17 protein-coding genes are annotated in these 15,827 nt (G+C 71.9%); 7 read left to right on the top strand and 10 right to left on the bottom strand.

All coding sequences use genetic code 11. The features are described from left to right. Nucleotides 1-115 precede the first annotated feature (115 nt). From ACFPQ9_RS41340 to ACFPQ9_RS41330, 3 genes are all read left to right on the top strand, one after another. Nucleotides 116-835, top strand: a complete 720-nt coding sequence (locus ACFPQ9_RS41340; RefSeq protein WP_380864861.1) for a DinB family protein — start codon at nucleotides 116-118, stop codon at nucleotides 833-835. Between the two features lie 78 nt (nucleotides 836-913). Further along, complete coding sequence (locus ACFPQ9_RS41335; protein ID WP_380864859.1) at nucleotides 914-1,531, top strand: TOPRIM nucleotidyl transferase/hydrolase domain-containing protein; 618 nt, start codon at nucleotides 914-916, stop codon at nucleotides 1,529-1,531. Nucleotides 1,532-1,605: 74 nt separating this feature from the next. Continuing rightward, nucleotides 1,606-2,574 (top strand): nitrilase-related carbon-nitrogen hydrolase, encoded by a 969-nt coding sequence (locus ACFPQ9_RS41330; protein ID WP_380864858.1) that lies wholly within the window; start codon nucleotides 1,606-1,608, stop codon nucleotides 2,572-2,574. Between the two features lie 31 nt (nucleotides 2,575-2,605). Here the strand turns inward: ACFPQ9_RS41330 and ACFPQ9_RS41325 are convergent, their stop codons facing one another. Continuing rightward, a complete protein-coding gene (locus ACFPQ9_RS41325) occupies nucleotides 2,606-3,097 on the bottom strand; it encodes a hypothetical protein (protein WP_380864856.1) in 492 nt (163 codons plus the stop codon). 108 nt (nucleotides 3,098-3,205) lie between these two features. After that, entirely contained in the window at nucleotides 3,206-4,918 is a 1,713-nt protein-coding gene (locus ACFPQ9_RS41320; protein WP_380864854.1) for an IlvD/Edd family dehydratase, read from the bottom strand. Between the two features lie 155 nt (nucleotides 4,919-5,073). Here ACFPQ9_RS41320 and ACFPQ9_RS41315 point away from each other — a divergent pair, with 155 nt between their 5' ends. Continuing rightward, nucleotides 5,074-6,096 (top strand): zinc-dependent alcohol dehydrogenase, encoded by a 1,023-nt coding sequence (locus ACFPQ9_RS41315; RefSeq protein ID WP_380864853.1) that lies wholly within the window; start codon nucleotides 5,074-5,076, stop codon nucleotides 6,094-6,096. A gap of 120 nt (nucleotides 6,097-6,216) precedes the next feature. Further along, the gene (locus tag ACFPQ9_RS41310) at nucleotides 6,217-6,735 is read left to right on the top strand and encodes a MarR family winged helix-turn-helix transcriptional regulator (RefSeq protein ID WP_380864851.1); all 519 of its coding nucleotides are present in this window, start codon (nucleotides 6,217-6,219) and stop codon (nucleotides 6,733-6,735) included. On the opposite strand, the gene ACFPQ9_RS41305 is transcribed toward ACFPQ9_RS41310, so the two are convergent. From ACFPQ9_RS41305 to ACFPQ9_RS41280, 6 genes are all read right to left on the bottom strand, one after another. Then, a complete protein-coding gene (locus ACFPQ9_RS41305) occupies nucleotides 6,726-8,468 on the bottom strand; it encodes a PP2C family protein-serine/threonine phosphatase (RefSeq protein WP_380864850.1) in 1,743 nt (580 codons plus the stop codon). The genes ACFPQ9_RS41310 and ACFPQ9_RS41305 overlap by 10 nt on opposite strands. Next, a complete protein-coding gene (locus ACFPQ9_RS41300; RefSeq protein ID WP_380864848.1) occupies nucleotides 8,465-9,532 on the bottom strand; it encodes an ATP-binding protein in 1,068 nt (355 codons plus the stop codon). The genes ACFPQ9_RS41305 and ACFPQ9_RS41300 overlap by 4 nt, the downstream gene beginning before the upstream one ends. After that, a complete protein-coding gene (locus ACFPQ9_RS41295; protein WP_380864847.1) occupies nucleotides 9,532-9,975 on the bottom strand; it encodes an anti-sigma regulatory factor in 444 nt (147 codons plus the stop codon). The genes ACFPQ9_RS41300 and ACFPQ9_RS41295 overlap by 1 nt, the downstream gene beginning before the upstream one ends. Further along, complete coding sequence (locus ACFPQ9_RS41290) at nucleotides 9,972-10,394, bottom strand: STAS domain-containing protein (protein ID WP_380864845.1); 423 nt, start codon at nucleotides 10,392-10,394, stop codon at nucleotides 9,972-9,974. The genes ACFPQ9_RS41295 and ACFPQ9_RS41290 overlap by 4 nt, the downstream gene beginning before the upstream one ends. After that, nucleotides 10,391-11,287 (bottom strand): STAS domain-containing protein, encoded by an 897-nt coding sequence (locus ACFPQ9_RS41285; RefSeq protein ID WP_380864843.1) that lies wholly within the window; start codon nucleotides 11,285-11,287, stop codon nucleotides 10,391-10,393. Before ACFPQ9_RS41285 ends, ACFPQ9_RS41290 begins: the two co-directional genes overlap by 4 nt. A 62-nt stretch (nucleotides 11,288-11,349) precedes the next feature. After that, nucleotides 11,350-12,522 carry a PP2C family protein-serine/threonine phosphatase gene (locus tag ACFPQ9_RS41280; RefSeq protein WP_380864842.1) on the bottom strand — a complete coding sequence of 391 codons (1,173 nt, stop codon included), beginning with the start codon at nucleotides 12,520-12,522 and terminating at the stop codon, nucleotides 11,350-11,352. Nucleotides 12,523-12,676: 154 nt separating this feature from the next. Between ACFPQ9_RS41280 and ACFPQ9_RS41275 the strand changes: the two genes are divergently transcribed. Then, a complete protein-coding gene (locus tag ACFPQ9_RS41275) occupies nucleotides 12,677-13,165 on the top strand; it encodes a MarR family winged helix-turn-helix transcriptional regulator (protein ID WP_380864840.1) in 489 nt (162 codons plus the stop codon). 244 nt (nucleotides 13,166-13,409) lie between these two features. Here ACFPQ9_RS41275 and ACFPQ9_RS41270 read toward each other — a convergent pair whose 3' ends face one another. Further along, on the bottom strand, nucleotides 13,410-13,793 hold the full coding sequence (locus ACFPQ9_RS41270) for an STAS domain-containing protein (protein WP_380864838.1): 384 nt from the start codon (nucleotides 13,791-13,793) through the stop codon (nucleotides 13,410-13,412). Between the two features lie 353 nt (nucleotides 13,794-14,146). Here ACFPQ9_RS41270 and ACFPQ9_RS41265 point away from each other — a divergent pair, with 353 nt between their 5' ends. Next, complete coding sequence (locus ACFPQ9_RS41265) at nucleotides 14,147-14,602, top strand: ATP-binding protein (RefSeq protein WP_380864836.1); 456 nt, start codon at nucleotides 14,147-14,149, stop codon at nucleotides 14,600-14,602. Between the two features lie 133 nt (nucleotides 14,603-14,735). Here the strand turns inward: ACFPQ9_RS41265 and ACFPQ9_RS41260 are convergent, their stop codons facing one another. Continuing rightward, nucleotides 14,736-15,611 carry an RNA polymerase sigma factor SigF gene (locus ACFPQ9_RS41260; RefSeq protein WP_380864834.1) on the bottom strand — a complete coding sequence of 292 codons (876 nt, stop codon included), beginning with the start codon at nucleotides 15,609-15,611 and terminating at the stop codon, nucleotides 14,736-14,738. Nucleotides 15,612-15,827: the final 216 nt, after the last annotated feature.

Raw genomic sequence — 15,827 nt, 5'->3', positions numbered from 1 at the left:
CGGCACCGCGCGCCTGCGAACCGCCCCCGGTCCAAATTCCGTGGTGCGTCACGGGAGTTGACCGCTAGCCTCGGGCTGAGCGCAGCGACGTGGGTGACCGCGAGGGGAGCCGGGCATGGGGACCGAGCGCGTGCGGATGGACCGTCTGAGGCTGCTGCTGGAGCAGTTCGACTGCGCCAGGGAGCGGGCCCAGGTGCGGCTCACGGGGCTCAGCGACGAGGAGTACCTGTGGGAACCGGTACCCGACGGCTGGTCGATCCGACGCCGCGACGAGGCCGTGACGCCCAGGGCGTTCGGACCGGGCGACTGGGTGCTCGACCAGGGCGCCCCGTACATCCCGGCGGGCGAGTACGCGGAGGTCGCCCGGCAGGTCGCCGACGGCATGTCCGTGGCCAAGATCGCCGAGGACTGGAGCGTGAGCGTCGAGCGGGTCGAGGAGATCCTCGCCCACACCGGCCCGCCGGAGCCCGAGGTGACCCCGGTGACGACGATCGCGTGGCGGCTGGGACACCTGCACTACTGCTTCGCGGGCGAATGGGAGTGGACCTTCGGCGAACGCCGGCACGATCCGAAGCTGCTGGTCGACTTCACCCCCGACGCCACCCTGGCGCTGGAGCGGTTCTGGGCGGCGATCGACCGCTGGCGCGACAGCGTCGGCACGGTGACCGACGAGCAGCTCGAGACCATCGGCTTCTCCCAGTACCCGTACGGCTCCGACGCCGACGAGCCCTACCACGACGTGCTGTCGGGAGCCAATCTCGAATTCATCCACCACATGGCGGAGATCGCCCTCCTGCGCGACCTGTGGCAGGCCCGCTTCGGGGCAGGCGGGTAGAAGCGATTCGGTCGGGACCACGGGTTCCGCCGAGGTAATTCCCTGGCGTGCGGTCGGAAGGGAGCGGAGACTCGTCTCATGGCGGACATGGGGGCGTTCCGGGAAGCGGTCACCGCGTGGGCGGCCGGGGGTACCGGCGGCCCCGCACGCGAGCTGGCCACTCGACTGCCCGTGCGGGCGGCCGTGCTGCTCGAGGGGCCGAGCGACGTGGCGGCGGTCAACGCACTCGCCGAGCGACGCGGCCGGGACCTGGAGGCCGAGGGAATCTGCGTCCTGGCGATGGGCGGGGCGATGAGCATCGGGCGTTACGCCCGGCTCCTGGGCCCGTCCGGTCTGGGTCTGCGTCTCACGGGGCTGTGTGACGAGCGGGAGCGTCGCTACTACACCCGGGGCCTGGCGGACCCCGACGGCCCGCAGCCGAGCTTCTTCGTCTGCGCGGCGGACCTGGAGGACGAACTCATCCGCGCGCTGGGTGTCGGCCGGGTGCAGGAGCTCGTACGGGCGGAGGGCGATCACCGCGCGCTGCGGACCTTCCTGTGTCAGCCGGCTCAGCAGGGGCGTCCCGCACAGCAGCAGTTGCGGCGCTTCCTCGGCACGAAGAAGGGCCGCAAGATCCATTACGGCCGTGTACTCGTCGAGGCCCTCGACGCCGACCGGGTACCCGCGCCGCTGGACGACCTGCTCACCGGTCTCTGACCGGAGCCGGCGCGGCAGGGTGAAGGTGGCGCTGTGATTGCTGAAAGATCGAGTGGCTTCCTAGGGTCGACCGCATGACCTCGACGAGCCCCTCCACCGCCGCGGCCGGCGCGTCCCGCCGCACCGTGACCGCCGCCGTCGTCCAGGCGGCCGGCCCGCTGTTCGACACGCAGGGCGCGCTCAGCCGGGCCGAGGAGCTCATCCGGGAGGCCGTCACCGACCGCGGGGCGGACGTCGTCGTGCTGCCCGAGGCGTTCCTCGGCGGCTACCCCAAGGGCCTGGACTTCGGCATCACCGTCGGCAGCCGCACGCCGGCCGGCCGTGAGTTGTTCCGGCGCTATCACGCTGCCGCCATTGACGTACCGGGCCCCGAGGTCGACACCCTGGCGACGCTCACCCGGGATCTGGGCTGTCACGCCGTCGTCGGCGCGGTCGAGCGTCAGCGCGGCACCCTCTACTGTGTGGCGCTCTTCTTCGGCCCGGACGGCTATCTGGGCCTGCACCGCAAGCTCATGCCGACGGCCGCCGAACGCTTCCTGTGGGGACAGGGCGACGGCTCCACTTTCCAGGTCGTCGACACCGGCGCCGCCCGGCTCGGTGCGGCCATCTGCTGGGAGAACTACATGCCGTTGTTCCGTACGGCGATGTACGCCAAGGGGGTCGACCTGTGGTGCGCGCCGACCGTGGACGACCGCGACGCCTGGCAGGCCACGATGCGGCACATCGCCCTGGAGGGCCGCTGCTTCGTCCTGAGCGCCAGTCAGTACCTGCGCCGCGACGCCCTCCCCGCCGACCTCCACCCCGTCCAGGGCGACGAGCCCGACACCGTGCTCATCGGCGGCGGCTCCGTCATCGTCTCGCCGCTGGGCGAGGTCCTGGCCGGTCCGCTGCGCGACGGGGAGGGCATCCTGACGGCCGAGCTCGACCTGGACGACCTGGCCCGAGCCCGCTTCGACTTCGATCCGACCGGCCACTACGCCCGCCCCGACGTCTTCACCCTTCACGTCGACGAGTCGGCGCGCGCCACGGTCACCGGCGGCTGACGGACGGCCGCGGGGCCATGCCTCCCGCCGGTCAGTCGGCGTACACCCGGCCTTCCTTCACCAGGTAGTGCACCGGGTCGGAGCAGCCGATGGAGGGCGTGATCAGCAGGCTGACCGTCAGTGGGGCCGGCTCCGTGCTCGCGGTCGCGAAGTCGCAGACGGCGCCCTTGCCCGTGAGCGGATACCAGAACCAGCCGTCGACGTCGCCCACGGTGACGCGGTCGGACTCCTTCCAGGCGCCGTCGCCCCGGGTGAACACCTGGAGCCGCACGGAGGCGGCGAGGTCGTCCTCGGGCGAGCGCAGTGCGGTCAGTGTGATCTTGTAGTCGCTCCCGAGGACGGACGAGGCGATCTGCCGTGTCTGCGGCGCCGCCGTACCGGCGTTGGACGTACCGGCGTCAGGGGTTCCGGCGTTGGACGTACCGGCCCCCGCGGCCCCGAGTGCGCCCGCCATGAGGATTGTGACGGCGGCCGTGGCGGCGCGGGCGGTGCGGTCGCGCCGGTGCTTGCTGGACAGGCTCATGTGTTCCCCCGTTGAACCGAGTTGTACCGAAGGTCTGATTGGTTCGTACGGTGGTGGAGACCAGTCACCCGGCTTCAGGGTTGTACGCGGGTGCGGAGCGGCACCGGCTCAGTGCGACTCCCGCGTCACCTCCGAACCGCTCGACCCCACGAGGAAGTCGAGATCGGCGCCGGTGTCGGCCTGGAGGACATGGTCGACGTAGAGGCGTTCCCAGCCGCGCCGTGGGTTGGTGTAGGCGTTGGCCGTGGGCTCGCTCGGGGTTCTGCGGGCGAGTTCGTCGGCGGGTATGTCGATGTCGATGCGGCGGGCCTCGACGTCGAGGGTGATGAAGTCACCGGTCCGCACGAGGGCGAGGGGGCCGCCCGCGGCGGCCTCGGGGGCCACGTGCAGGACGACCGTGCCGTACGCCGTACCGCTCATCCGGCCGTCGCAGACGCGCACCATGTCGCGCACGCCCTGTTCGAGGAGCTTCTTCGGCAACGGCATGTTCGACACCTCTGGCATCCCCGGGTACCCCTTGGGGCCGCAACCGCGCAGGACGAGGACAGTGTCGGCGTCGACGTCGAGGCCGGGGTCGTCGACGCGGGCATGGAAGTCCTCGATGGAGTCGAAGACGACGGCCCGGCCGCGATGGCGCAGCAGGTGCGGGGAGGCGGCCGCCGGTTTGATGACGGCGCCGTCGGGCGCGAGGTTGCCGCGCAGTACGGCGATGCCGCCCTCGGCGACCAGGGGTTCGGCCCGGGTGCGGATGACCTCGCCGTCCCGGATGGGGGTGTCGTCGAGCGCGTCCACCAGCGGTTTGCCGGTGACCGTGAGGGCGTCGGGGTCGAGCAGGTCGCGGACCTCGCACAATACGGCGAGCAGGCCGCCGGCGCGGTGGAAGTCCTCCATGAGGAAGCGTCCGGCGGGCTGGAGGTCGACCAGGACCGGGACGTGGGAGCCGACGCGGTCGAAGTCGTCGAGGGAGAGGTCCACGCCCAGGCGGCCGGCGATGGCGAGGAGGTGGACGACCGCGTTGGTCGAGCCGCCGACGGCGGCCAGGGCGACGATCGCGTTGTGGAAGGAGGCCTTGGTGAGGAACGTGCCCGGACGGCGGTCGGCGGCCACCATCTCCACGGCCAGGCGGCCGGAGTGGTGCGCCGCTTCCAGCAGGCGGCTGTCGGGCGCGGGGGTTCCGGCCACACCGGGGACGACCGTGCCCAGCGCCTCGGCGACCAGGGCCATGGTGGAGGCGGTTCCCATGGTGTTGCAGTGGCCCCGGCTGCGTATCATCGCCGACTCCGAGCGGGTGAACTGCTCCTGCGACAGCGAGCCCGCGCGCACCTCCTCCGACAGCCGCCACACATCGGTGCCGCAGCCCAGCGGCCGACCGCGGAAGGTCCCGGTGAGCATCGGCCCGCCGGGCACCACCACGGCGGGCAGATCCACGGAGGCGGCGGCCATCAGCAGCGACGGGATGGTCTTGTCGCAGCCGCCCAACAGGACGACGCCGTCTATGGGGTTGGCCCGCAGCATCTCCTCCGTGGCCATGGCCGCCATGTTGCGCCAGAGCATGGCGGTGGGCCGCACGTTCGTCTCGCCGAGCGACACCACCGGCAGGTCCAGCGGGACACCGCCGGCCTCGTACACGCCGTTGCGCACGGAGGCCGCGACCTCGTCGAGATGGGCGTTGCAAGGGGTCAGGTCGGAGGCCGTGTTGGCGATGGCGATCTGCGGCCGGCCGGTGAAGGCATCGCCGGGGACGCCTCTGCGCATCCATGCCCGGTGGATGTAGGCATTGCGGTCCTGACCCTCGTACCACTGTGCGCTGCGCAGCCTCACGATGGGACCTCTTCCGGCAGTCGGTACGGAGGTCTACAGTCTGGAACGCCGTGACACCTCCCCGGAACAGCTCCGGAGGCATCTCGTGTCGGCGGTGCGTGGCACGTCGCCGCCCTCCGTAACTGACCACGCTGGAGAGCACCTTGGTGGACCTCATGCGCGCCTTCGTCCTGACCGCCCCGGGTGCGTACGAGGTGCGGGACGTGCCGGCGCCGGTGGCGGTGCCGGGGGAAGTCGTGGTCGAGGTCGAGCGGGTCGGGGTGTGCGGTACCGATGTCGAGTTCTTCACCGGTGCCATGGCCTATCTCCACCAGGGGCATTCCGTTTATCCGATGCGGCCGGGGCACGAGTGGGCCGGGCGGGTGGTGTCGGTCGGCGTGGGGGTCGACCCGGGGTGGGCGGGCCGGCGTGTCATGGGGGACACGATGCTCGGCTGCGGCAGTTGCCGACGTTGTCTGAGGGGTCGTCAGCATGTGTGCGAGAAGCGTCAGGAGGTGGGGATACGCGGTGCGCGGGACGGCGCCCTGGCGGAGCGGCTCGCTGTACCGGCGACCTCGTTGCACGTCCTTCCCGACTCGGTCGACGCCGTGCTCGGCGCGCTCGTGGAGCCTGGCGGGAACGCGCTGCGGGCCGCGCGGGCGACGGCGGCGCGTGCCGGAGACCGTGTTCTGGTGCTGGGGCCCGGGACGATCGGTCTGCTGGTCGCGATGTTCCTGCGGGCGGCGGGCGTGGACGTGCATCTGCTGGACCGTGCCGGGCACTCCCCCGCGTTCGCTCATGCCCTGGGCTTCGAGCAGGTGTGGGACGAGGGCTCGCTGCCGGAGCTGCCCTTCGACGCGGTCGAAGACGCCTCGAATGCCGGGCATCTGCCGGACAGGGCACTGGAGTTGGTCGAGTCGGGCGGTCGGCTCGTGTGCATCGGGCTGGCCGCCGAGCCGAGCCGGATCGACACCCGTACGCTCGTGTTGAAGGACGTGACGGCGGTGGGTGTGCTGTCCGCGTCGCCAGGTCTGGACGCCACCATCGAGGCGTATGCGTCCGGGGCGGTCGATCCCAGGCCCCTCGTCGCGGCCACGGTGGGCCTGGACGAGGTCGGTCCGGTCCTGGCGGGCGGGCGGCCGGAAGGCGCCGGTTCCGGTCCCAAGATCCACGTGGACCCCCGTACCGCCGCCCGTTGAAATCGCCGACCACCGATATCGAGGGGGTTGTGGCTGTGTACGATCGGCCGGTTCGGGTAGGCCCCTGCACTGATGCAGCTCAGGCCGGAGTCGACCGCGGTCTTCGAAGGATGACGGACCATGTGCCGCGAACAGGAACCCGACAGCCCCTCCCACGTCGTCGGGCGGCAGCTTGCCGAGGCAGTGAAGAACCTGGTGGCGCTGTGGTTCTCAGCCGTCGACGATGTGCGTCCGCGCCTTCCGCCGCGGCAGATACGCGCCTTGGAGGCGATAGCCCGCCGTCCGTCCCTCAATGTCACCGCCCTGGCCGAGCAGTTGGGCATGGGGCTGCCGAGCGCCAGCCGGCTGTGCGACCGGCTCGAAGCGGCGGGCCTGCTGCGGCGGTACGTCCGCCCGGGCGACCGGCGCGAGGTGCGTCTGGAGGTCACCGAGCAGGGCCGCAGACTCCTCGCGGACGTCACCGAGCGGCTGTCCCTGCACCTGGCCGGGGCCCTGGACGCGGTTCCGCCCGACCGGCGTCCGCGGCTCGAACAGGTCCTGCGTGCCGTGCACGAGGCAGGAACGCCCGCCGATACGACACCCGGCCCCGACCTCCGTACCGGGTCCGGTGCGGACGGCGAGGATCCCGCTCAGGTCTGAGGCGACCGTGGCCCGCCCGCCTCGCCGTGCACATGGCACAGCAACAGGCATACGTCGTCGTCGTGTTCGGAGTCGTGCAGGAGAGGGTGCAGCAGGCGGTCGGCCGACGCCTCCAGGTCGTCGTCGAGTTCGGCCCGGCCGAAGCCGCCGAGTGCGTCGGCGAGGCGCTGGATGCCCGGGTCTATCCCATGGGAACGGCGCTCCACCAGGCCGTCGGTGTAGAGCGCGAGCGTCGAGCCCGGCGGGAGGGCGACGGTGTGGTCGTCGATCTCCTGTTTCAGCGGGATGCCGAGCATGGCGCCGGGTCTGGCGTCGAGCGTGTGCACGCGGCCGCCGGGGTCGCGCAGCACCGGTGGCGGATGACCGGCGGCGGCCCAGGTGAGCGTGTCCTCGTGCGGGTGGATGCGGGCTATCACGGCGGTGGCGTACAGGTCCAGGCGCAGACGGTGCAGGAACTCGTGCAGCCGGGTCAGGAGCCGGCCGGGGCTGCTGCCGTCGACGGCGTAGGCGCGCAGGGCGGTGCGCAGTTGGCTCATCATCACCGCAGCGTGCAGCCCGTGCCCGGTGACGTCGCCGACGACGGTGATGAGGCTGCCGTCGGGCTGGCGGATGGCGTCGTACCAGTCACCGCCGATGTTCAGGCCCCGGGTGGCGGGGAGGTAGCGCGCGGCCAGGCTCAGGCCGGCGGTCGTGGGCAGCTCGGTGAGCAGGGCGCGTTGCAGGGTCTCGGCGATGTCCCGGTTGTGCTCGAAGCGGCGGGCGTTCTCCAGGGCGATGCTCGCCCGCCGGGTGAGCTCGATCAGCATGACGGCGTCATCCGCGTCCCAGCGCCGGTCGGGTGGCGAGAGGGTGAGGACGCCCTGGGGTGCCCGGCGGGTGAGCAGCGGGATGCAGAGCAGGGGCCGGCCGGAGTCGAGCGCGGAGGGCGGCTGGTCGTCGACTCCGGGCAGGCCGCCGGGGTGGTCGGCGGCGTACTGGGGGCGGCCCCGGCGGGCGGCGAGGACGGCGGCGGCGGGCCGGGGGCCGCCGCGCAGCGCGTCGTCCACGTCGTCGAAGAGCCAGACGTCGACGGTGCGGGCGTAGCGCGGGACCAGCAGCGTGGGGAGCAGCCGCACGATGGCCTCGTGGTTGAGGGAGGCGGTGAGTGCGGCACTGGCATCGGCCAGGAAGGTCAGCCGGCCGCGGGCCTTCTCCGCTTCCTTGCGGGCCTTCTGCTCGGCGTCGAAGAGTTCGCGCTGGGCCCGGCCGGCGGCGTCCAGTTCGGCGTGGAGCGCGAGGACGCCCTGGTTGGTCTGGTGGAGTTCCTCGCGGTGGAACGCGACGAGCGACTCCTGTTCGTCGAGGCGGTCCAGCAGCAGGGCGGCGTCCTCGTCGGCGCCGAACAGGGCCTCGGCCAGGGCCGTCGGGTCGTCGGCGGCGGGTTCGGTCCCGGAGACGTCCGCGTCCTCGGCACAGGGGACGCGGGCGTGCCACGGAGGCTGCCGGTCGTCCGGGCGGCGCTTCGCGGGAGCCACTTCGATGTGGAACTCGCCCCCGCCGGGCGACAGGGCGACGCGTGCTTCGACCCGCCACTCGCCTCCCTTGGTGAGGCACTGCCGCAGCTGGGCGGTCAGCGCGGTCACCAGGCGCGTGCGCTCGACGGTGGTCACTGCGCACGCGGCGGCCAGCCGGGCCGTGGCGATGCGGACCTGCGCGGCGTCGGTGACGGTGCGGACGTTCCAGGTGCGGGTCATGAGGGGTGGTCCGTCGGAAGGGGGCCGAGCACGGCGACGGCGGTGTCGTCGCGTACCGGCCGGGCCGGGCTGCTGGCGTCCCGCACGATCGAGGCGGCGATCACGGCGGGGTCGAGGGGCGAGGGGGTTTCGGTGGCCGGGCCGGGAGTCCAGCGGCTCGGCAGGCCGTCGCTGTGCAGGACCAGGAGGCTGTCGCGGGTCCAGCGCTCCTGGTGCGGGGGCAGGCGCGCGGGGAGGTGGGCGCCGACGATGCCGGGGCAGGAGACCAGGCCCTGCCAGCGGTCGCCGGCGCGCAGCCGGGCCCCCACATTGCCCACCCCCGCGAAGTGCAACTGACCGGCGCCGAGGTCGAGTTGGGCCACGGCCACGGCCGCGCCCCTGGTGTCACGCAGGACGGTGTGCATGCGCCGCAGCAGGTCGGTCGGGGGCAGATGGGGATCGGACCGCAGTGCCGCCACCGCGGCCGAGGAGGCGCGGGCCGCCTGGGGGCCATGGCCGAGACCGTCGGCCAGCAGCAGCGTCACCCGGTCGGCCGCGCGGACACAGGCCCACGCGTCGCCGGAGAACTCGCCTCCCGCGAGGGGGATGTTGACTCCGCCGGCCCGTACCGGAGGCGGCGCCGGGTACGGTCCCGCGGTGTCGCGGTGAGGGCCGATCCTGGCCATCGCCGTGGTCCCCCGGCCGGGTGTGCTGTGCAGGCTGAAGTCGTCCGCGATGCGCAGACAGGTCCCGAGCCCGGCGCCCAGTGAGGCGGTGGTCGTGTACCCGTCGCGCAGGGCGGCGGCGGTGTCGGCCATGCCGGGGCCGTGGTCGACGGCCATGATCTGCACCAGGAGCAGCCGCTCGTCACCGTGGACCGGCACGGTCGGGCCCACGAGGTCGAGGAGGACCTGTCCGCCGCCGGCGTGCTTGAGCAGGTTGGTGGCGAGTTCCGTGGCCACGAGTTCGGCCGTGGCGACCCGGTCGTCGGCGAGCCCGGCGTGGCGGGCCGCGTCCCGGGCCGCCAGGCGGACGTCGCGCACCCGGGTCGAGTCGTGCACGGGAACCTCCCAGACGCGTGGCATCAGGGCGCCTCGCGCGGGTGCGGCGGCCCGGAGATCCAGGACGTCACCGTCACGGTGGTGCCGGAGCCGCGGTGGCTGTCCAGGGAGAACTCGTGGACCAGGCGGCGGGCGCCGCCCAGCCCCATCCCCAACCCCTCACCGGAGGTGTAGCCGTCGGACAGTGCCTGCTCCAGGTCGGCGATGCCGGGCCCCTCGTCGCTGAAGACGAGCCGCAGTCCCCGTATCCCGCCGCGGGTGACCTCGGTGCACTCCATCCGGCCGCCGCCGCCGTGCACGAGGGCGTTGCGCGCCAACTCACTGGCGGCGGTGACGAGTTTGGTCTGTTCCACCAGCCCGAACCCGAGGGTGGCCGTCATCTGCCGCACATGCTGGCGCACCCGGACCAGGTCGAGGTCCGAGCGGATCGGCAGGCGGGCGGAGACGCTGCCGGTGCTGTGGGTCACGGGCTCTCCCGGCGTGCGCGCCCGTCGCGAGGCAGGGTCGAGACCTCGGCGCCGAGCAGGCGCAGGGCTTCCTCGGTGTGCAGAGCCGTGCGCAGCCCCGGCAGGGTCAGGCCGAGTTCGACGAGGGTGATGGCCACCGCCGGGCGCATCCCCGCCACCACGGTCTGCGCGGCCAGCAGCCGGGTCATGGCGGCGACGTCGCTGAGCACCCGGCCCATGAAGGAGTCGACGATCTCGACGCCGGAGAGGTCGATGACCACTCCGCTGATCGCGCTGTCGGAGACGGTCTCGCCGATGTCCTGCCGGAGCCGCTCGGCCGTGCTGTCGTACAGATCGCCCTGGAGGGTGACCAGCAGCACCTTGCCCAGCCGCAGCACGGGGACATGGCCTTCGTACGGGAAGGTGGCGGCGCCGGTCACCGGGGCTCCGGGGCGGCGGGGTTCGGCACGATGTGCGCGCCCTGCTGCTGGAGGGCGTAGGCGAGCGCGTCGGCGAGGCTGGCGCGGGTGAGCACCGAGCTCAGGTCGATGCCGAGGTGCACGATGGTCTGCGCGATGGCCGGCCTGATCCCGGAGACTATGCACTCGGCGCCCATCAGCCGCGCGGCCGCGACGGTCTTCATCAGATGCTGTGCCACCAGTGAGTCGACGGTCGGCACTCCGGTGATGTCCAGGATCGCGATCCGGGCGTGCTGCTCGACGACGGCGTCCAGGAGCGTCTCCATCACCACCTGGCTGCGGGCGCTGTCGAGCGTGCCGATCAGCGGCACGGCGACGATGCCTTCCCACAGCTTGATCACGGGAGTGGCGATCTCGAGCATTTCGAGCCGCTGGCGGTTGATGAGTTCCTGTCCGGAGATCGTGGTCGTCTCCAGCATGACCAGGCGCAGGGTGCCCATCAGCACGGCGAGGGCCGTGGCGCACTCCCGCCGGTGCTCGGCGCTCCCGTCGCTGAGTTCGTCGAGCAGGAGATCGGTCACGGGGGCCCGCAGCGCGTCCATCTCCGACGAGATCTGCCCCATGGTGGCTCCGGCCCGGGCCCGTGAGTGCGCGGTGCGCGCCAACTGCTCACGTACGACGGTGAATCCGTCGGCCTCCGAGTCCTCCACGCGCCCCGATGCGGCCACCGCGGCGAGCGCCTCGACCACGGCGCGCCCGGCTTCCACCGCCTCGTCCCGGGAGACGGTGAACACGGTGCGGAACACCGCCGCGTCGGCCCAGCGCTGGGCGATCTGCTCGCGACGCAGCCGCAGGAAGTCCGCCACCTCCTCCGCCGGGCCGGTACGGCCTTCTGCCGTCTGCTGCTCCGGCACTTGCTTCCCTCCTTCTGTGGTGCGCGCCGCCCCGGTCGTGCGGGCGGCGCCGGGTGGTTCGCTCAGGGCGCCTGGCGCGGCCCGAACCAGTCGAGGCAGACCACGAGCGCGTCGTCGTCGGCCACGGGTGTGCCGCGGTGACCGGAGAGTTCTCTCAGGACGGCACGTGGCACCTCGGCGGCGGGCAGCAGGCTGGTCGACACGAGGGCACGGGCCAACGCGCGCTCGCCGTACGGCTCACCGCCGGGCGCGACGACGGCGTACACCCCGTCGCTGGCGAAGACGAGCCGGTCGCCGGGCTCGATCTCCAGCTCATGGGCGACGTAGTCCGTCTCCTCGAACATGCCGAGCGGGAGCTGTGCCTCCAGGTCGAGGGCGTCGACGCCGCGGCCGCGCAGCCGCAGCATCCGCGGGGAGCCGGCGTCGATGATCCGGAGCCTGCCGGTGCTCAGTTCGAGGTCGAGCAGGAGCACCGAGAGGTAGGAGTCCCCGCGGTACTGGCCGTAGACGGCCTGGTCGGCGAGGGCGGCCTGGTCCGCGATGGACAGGCCCGCACGGCGGGCGTTGCGCAGGGCGTTGATGCCCAGGTTGGTCAGCAGGGAGGCCTCGATGCCCTCGCCCATGCCGTTGGTGATGTAGAGCATCAGGCGGTCGGCGGACGCCGACCAGTCGAAGTTGTCGCCGTGGATCGCGTAGGCGGGCTCCAACTGGGCGCCCAGCGCGTACTCGGGGCGTGCGCAGGCCCGGCCGGGCAACAGCTGCCATTGCATCTCGGCGGCCAGGGTGAGGCGGTCGGTACGGCGTGCGCGCAGGTAGAGGTCGGTGTCCCGGTCGGCGACGATCACCTCGTGCGCCAGCACCTGGGCCACGTCGCAGAGCTCGTCCAGGCATTCCTCGGCCTGGTCGGCGGAGGGCATCGTGACGGCCAGCACGCCGAGCCGGTCGCCGCGTACGGTCACCGGCAGGTGCAGGCGCACCTCGCCGTCGGTCAGCTTCTCGACGAACGGTTCCTGGGAACCGAAGGCCCGTCCGGCCGGGCTGCCGTGCGCCGGCATGGAGTCGGGCACGCTCGCGGCCGGGTGCACCGGCTGAAGCGTGGCCAGGCCGTAGTCGGCCAGCAGGAGCTGGACGGACTTCGCCGCGTAGTCGTTGCACAGGGCTTCGCGCACCGCGTCCACCAGTTGGTGCGGGGCCGCGGAGCGAAGCGCCCGCTCGGCTGCCACGAATCTGTTCACGATGTTGGATACGCCATTCTTGTCACAGTGACGGCGTCGGAGCCGCTGCTGCGGACGCCGTCCGCCTGGTCCTTCTTGCCCGTATCTAGTGTTCTGTACGTATTGCCCGAACCGGCGGGCTGACAGCGCCCTCGAAGCCTGGAAAGGTGGAGCCGTGACTTCCCCGTACTCGCAACCGCGGCCGGACGAGGTGGCGCGAGTGACCTCCGAGGCCGCCGAGTTGCTGGAGGTCCTGTGGGGCCGCGCCTCGACGGCGCCGGTGTCCGCCTCCCAGATCCGCGTGCTGTTCATCCTGGAGCACAGCGACGGCATCAATCTGCGCATGCTCGCCGAGACCCTCGGCTCCACACCGCCGTCGACCAGCCGGCTGTGCGACCGCCTCCAGGCGGTGGGGTTCGTGGAGCGCGCGCCCAGCACCTCCAGCCGCCGCGAACTGCGGCTGCATCTGAGCCGGCGCGGCCGGACCTTCCTTGCGGAGTTGCGGGCACGACGCGAGGCCGCGCTCCAGTCCGTGCTGGAACAGATGCCCGCCACGAAGCGGCACGCACTGCGGGAGGGCCTGGAGGCGTTCTGCGCGGCGGCGTCCGCGGAGATCCACGAAGGCGACGAGGCCGAGGAGGCCGCCGGCGCCAGGAGCGCCTGAGACGCTCCCGCGCCCCGGTTCGGCGCCGGGGCGGTAACGCGTGGGCACCGCTGCCCGGCGACGCGGGCCGTCCTCGTTGCTGACCGGCACGTTGCACACCCCTCCCGCGCTTGACCCGCTCACTCTGTTGCCTGATGGCCATAGTTGTCAAACGGCAACTGTTGTCGACGCGAGTGCGGGTCTCGATCGGTGAACTGCCCCTTGGCGAGGGCGTCTTCGCTTCCGGGGCAGCCGGCCGCCGCGGCTACGGTTCCGAGTCCACCGGCTGGGCGTCGGCGGTCGCGAGCGCCTCCTCGACGCTTCCCACGATGGGGACGGTGATGCTGACACCGGTGAGATCCATGATCCGCCGGACGGCGGGGGTCGGGGAGATGACGTACACCCCTCCCGGGATCTCGCGCACCTCCTGGTACGCCCGCAGAACGATGTTCATGCCGGAGGAGTCCATGAAGGGGACCCCGGCGATGTCGAGCAGGAAGTGGCGCCGACCGTGGTGGAGCTGGTTGGCCAGGTGATGCTGCAACTCGGTTGCCGTATCCATGTCCAGGTCACCTTCGACCGTCAGCAGCACGGCGTCCTCCCGGGGCACTTCCACCTTGATCGACAGGGGATTCTGGGCAACGGACACAAGTACCTCCCACAGGGTTCGGCGACGGTGACGGGTGCCCCGGCGGCGGGATTCGATGCCTCGCCGATGCGAGGAAACCTCGCGCGGCGGCCCGTCGATGCGTTCGCCCGCCTACCCCCGAACCTCCGCAGCACACAGGGCACGTGCGAACGAGCCGTACGCCGTCGGGACTCCGGCCGCTTTCGCGCCCCATTGCGGACGGGGCGGTTTGGCAACCGGCGGAGCGGTCACGCGAAGAGGGAGAAGGCCCTCACGCGATGGGGAGAGGAACAGGGGACTCGGGCCTGGTCGGGAGTCGCCAAGGACATTCGGCGGGTCCTTCCGCCTCCCCGCCTTTGTCAGGGAGCGAAAGGATGAGTGAGAACCACCGGACCGGCGTCACCCAGTGCTCGACCGCCGTGGGCCGTGGCCGGCCCGAGCCGCGGAGTCCGGCCTCACCGGCCGAGGCACGCAGGACCGTGCGGCGGGTCCTGTCCGAGCAGACGCGTGCCCGGGGCGCCGACTGCGCGCCCGACGCCCTCTCGGACGCCCTGCTGGTGGCGTCCGAGCTGACGACCAACGCGATGCTGCACGGCGGCGGCATCACCGGCTTCGACGTCGAGGTCGTGGGCCAGAACCTCTACCTGTCCGTGAGCGACCGCGAGCGACGACGGCCGGTGACTCTGGACCCCGTCGACCGGCAGGGACGGCATCGCTGCGGAGGCCGCGGCTGGCCCATCGTGTGCCGGCTGTCCCGCACGGTGATGGTGTCGGACCTTCCGGCCGGCGGAAAGCGCGTGACCGCGGTGATCCCCCTGGCGGCGGTGTGACCGCGAGGAACCCCCTGACGGCAGTGTGACCGCGATGAACCCTCTGACGGCGGGGTGCCGGCACACGGGTGGCGCCGACAGGGCGTGACCTGTCGGCGTGTGACCGGTCGAGGAGGGGTGGGGAGTGGGCCGGTCAGGCGACCCCGGGCTCCAGCAGGCCCGCCCGCAGTTGCTTGAGGATGCGGCTGATGAGGCGCGAGACATGCATCTGGGAGACGCCGATCCGCTCGGCGATCTGCGCCTGGGTGAGTTCCTCGACGAAGCGCAGATGGATGATGCGGCGCTCGCGCTCGTCCAGCCCGGCGATCAAAGGGGCCAACGAATGGAAGTCCTCGACGAGTTCCAGCGACGGATCCTCCTCGCCGAGCAGGTCGGCCAGGACGGACTCGCCGTTCTCGGCGTCCCCGGTGACGGCCGCGTCGAGGGAGGTGGACTGGTAGCCGTTGGACGCCTTGCGCGCCTCGACGACCTCTTCCTCCGACAGCGACATCAGCTCGGACAGCTCACGCGTGGTCGGCATACGACCCAGGCGGGAGCTGAGTTCCTCCGTCGCCTTGGCCAGCTCCGTGCGAGCCTCCTGCAAACGGCGCGGTACGTGGACCGCCCAGCTCGTGTCACGGAAGAACCGCTTGATCTCACCGACGATGTACGGGACGGCGAACGTGGTGAACTCGACCTCCCGGGACACCTCGAAGCGGTCGATGGCCTTGATCAGCCCGATGGTCCCGACCTGGACGACATCCTCCACGGAGTCCCCGCGGGCCCGGAAGCGGGATGCCGCGTACCGCACCAGGGACAGGTTCATCTCGATCAGCGTGTTGCGTACGTACTGGAATTCCTGCGTGCCCTCTTCAAGCATGACCAGTCGGTCGAAGAACTGACGCGACAACTCCCGTGCGTCCTTGGGGCTCACCCGCGTCGGATCCTCGATCAGCGGCAGTTCCGCCTCGTCCGTCGTGACCGCCTTCTGTGCCGTGGCCGTCGCCTGCACCACCGTCACGGCTGTCATGCCGCCCTCCCCATAGCCGGAGCCGATTGTCAAAGGCCCGCGTGCCCGGCCTCGCGCCGCTCACTCCTGTTCCGTGGCAGGGATCACTCGACGAGCAGGGGTTCTGGCTTGAAAACGCCCCCGGACGTGGCGATCCGGACACCTCGCGCAGGAAAGCCCTCACCACCGGGGGCTGATGTCTCTCGAACCCCGGCCGGCGTCGTCCTGCGCCGCCCC

The sequence above is a fragment of the Streptomyces coerulescens genome (genome assembly GCF_042657965.1).
GTDB lineage: Bacteria > Actinomycetota > Actinomycetes > Streptomycetales > Streptomycetaceae > Streptomyces > Streptomyces coerulescens.
Note: the sequence above shows the minus strand (reverse complement) of the source record. Positions and strands in the feature narration are given on the sequence as shown.